The 2,677-nt window shown below is 33.4% G+C and carries 2 protein-coding genes; both read left to right on the forward strand.

Annotated elements, in window-relative coordinates; all coding sequences use genetic code 11:
* Nucleotides 1–478: 478 nt before the first annotated feature.
* The gene (locus KO530_RS12305) at nt 479–772 is read left to right on the forward strand and encodes a hypothetical protein (RefSeq protein ID WP_216048744.1); all 294 of its coding nucleotides are present in this window, start codon (nt 479–481) and stop codon (nt 770–772) included.
* A gap of 118 nt (nt 773–890) precedes the next feature.
* Nucleotides 891–2,654 (forward strand): hypothetical protein, encoded by a 1,764-nt coding sequence (locus KO530_RS12310; RefSeq protein ID WP_216048745.1) that lies wholly within the window; start codon nt 891–893, stop codon nt 2,652–2,654.
* Nucleotides 2,655–2,677 lie beyond the last annotated feature (23 nt).

The following is a 2,677-nucleotide window of genomic DNA, read 5'->3' on the forward strand; positions in this document are numbered from 1 at the left end:
TCAATGAGTATCAAGTCATTCAAAAGGACAAAAAACAGTTTGCTTTTGCTCCTTCGTCGCTTATTTTAGCAAACTATTTTTAGCCTCTTAATGAGGCGTTATAGCGCATAAGCCTTTCAGATTATTATTTAGCGTAAAGGCGGTTTTTTGCGGTACTTCTTCGAGTTAACTACTGCTTTTTTACGCAATTCGGCTGCGGTTTATTCAATTCAAAATACTTCTTTCTCAAATCGCTTTTATTCAAACCTGTTCACAGTAACGTTTATCAATAGTTGCAGTTTTCTGGTTGTTTGGTTTAGTCTAGGGTAATAATTTTAATCAAGTTGTTGTGCAAACAGTTCGTGGCGGCAAAGCCGCGATAGTGAAGTGGGGTGGCGCAATAACAAACGTATGTTGCTGACCCAAACTCGCGGCCATTGTTCGTGCCTCACAAAGTTTAGGCCACAAGTTTGTGCAGCAAATTCGGACGTTATGTTTTATGAATAAAGTTTTAGAGTTAGCATATTTTATAGTTTTATTGTTTTTTCTCACTGAAGGAAGAACTCTGTTGGTGCTGGCTTTAATATTTTCTTATTCAGCGTTTTTATACTTCAGAGACAAAGTGGTTCTTTGGTTGTCTGTAATATTTTATGTTTGGTTTGCTATTTTAGAGATATTACAGGTAGCTGAATTTCCTTTAATTAATGACGATGAATATATTTTTGGTATCGCTTTTTATCTTGTTTTATTCATACCTCTTTTCATTCAGATTATTCGGGAAAGCAAAACATAACAAGCGCATTAAAGTGGACGCCTAACAGTTGGCTGGCGCTCATTCTTCGCTAAGTTTAGCCAACTGTTATCCGCCATTTATGCGGAGCGTTATGCCTAAAGGGAAGTTGTCAGTCAGGATGAGATATAGAAAGTTAGATAAATGGGATGCTCCAGAAACTTCAGTAAATCTATTGTTTTTTGCGCAACTCCTAGATGAGTTGTTCTTTGATTTTTCTTTAGATACATATAAGCCTTCGGCTATGAATTCTAGCCTACTGTGTGAGGAAGCACTTGAAGTAATTGAGGAAATAGAAAAAGGCAATATAAAAAGGCCAAATTTACAACATGTACTTGATGAACTGTGTGAGAACCTAGAACGAGATCCCGTTACAAAAGAGTTATTAAGTATTAACTTAAAGCAAATTAACTCTGTTCTTAAAAACCCTAAAGAAGCTGACACAGAAAAGAAAATCATTGTTGAGCTAATTTTAAGGCAAATCTATTTAAAGAAGTACAAAAAGAAAAATGAAGAGTTACTTACGCAAGTAATAAATAGTGATAAAACTGATTTCAGGTCAATCAGAACACTTACTAGAAGTTACGCAACAACGTTAGTAAACCTTGGTTATAGCTTTGAATATATAAGTGAAGTAACACAGAAGTTTTTTCATTATGATAAAAATAGAATTGCTGGTAATGCGGCAGTTGAAGACTTTTTGAATATTTTTTCTGGAAAGCCACATGAATTCACAATAATTTTTAAATTCTCTGACACAGTCAAGCATTACAAAAAATCATTTGATTCATTCAAGATTGAATTATTGGATGACCTTAATGGTATAAAAGCTAACCTATCAAAACATAATTTTAATAAGAGTTCGGGGCAAACCTTCGCTTGCTTGAAAGAAATTAAAGCTAGAGATGTAGTTTCAGCTAAAAATAAAGCAGAAGAATTATTGGAAATACTTAGTACGATTTTTAGTCTATTTCATCATAAAGAACAAATAAACTGGTTATCTGATTGTTTGATAATTAATCACACTGATAACTCAGTTGAAAGGTCGAGAAATAAAACGAATGCAATGCACAAATGTGAAGATCAAAAATTAATCAGAGCTTCTAAGAATGCTAATGACTTTCTATCTGAGTTTGGATTGGAACCAAATTCTTTTAATGTATTCACTCGATCAGCAGAATTGCACTCATTAGCTTTGAATAGTGATTCAAAAGAAAACCAAATGCTAAATTTATGGATAGCATTAGAATCAATAATTCCGGCAAGCAACGACGACAAAACCTCAAACATTGAGCATATTATTAATAGTGTCACGCCTTTTTTGAACCTTATGTACTATCAAAGGCTAGTAAGCAGATTTACAAGCGATCTATATAACTGGAATAAAAAAGAAACGAGAAATATTTTAAAAGGTATTTCTGGAGAAAACTCGTCAATAAAAGTTGCAAAGCTATTAGCATTAAAATCATATGAGCCACAACGTAAAGTCTTGATAGCTGCATTTAAAGATTTTCATCTTCTTTCGGATAGGTTTAATTATCTATGTTACGTTTACTCAAGTCCTAAAAATATGCTTGATGGTCTTACTTCACATAAGTTAAGAGTAGGTTGGCAGATCAGGCGTATTTACAGAGCTAGAAATCTTATAGTTCATAGTGGTAATACTCCTAGTTATACTGAAATGTTAATTGAAAATATCCATGACTATTTAGATGCAGTAATGAATAGAATCATCCAACTTGGTTCAAAGACTGGGAAAATAATTAGCATTGAACAGGCTTTTAAATATACAACGATAATGAATTCCATGCTTATACAAACCCTAAGTGTTAAAGGGGCTACATTTGATGGCGAATCAATAGATAAATTGTTTGGTGAAATTTAGGTATAACACATATGAGCCTCCGG

It is taken from the genome of Aliiglaciecola lipolytica, assembly GCF_018860635.1.
GTDB lineage: Bacteria > Pseudomonadota > Gammaproteobacteria > Enterobacterales > Alteromonadaceae > Aliiglaciecola > Aliiglaciecola lipolytica_A.

Excerpts from the sequence above, each read along its gene's own strand:
- KO530_RS12305 (WP_216048744.1), top strand. The coding sequence starts at position 479 with ATGAATAAAGTTTTAGAGTTAGCATATTTTATAGTTTTATTGTTTTTT.
- KO530_RS12310 (WP_216048745.1), top strand. The coding sequence starts at position 891 with ATGAGATATAGAAAGTTAGATAAATGGGATGCTCCAGAAACTTCAGTA.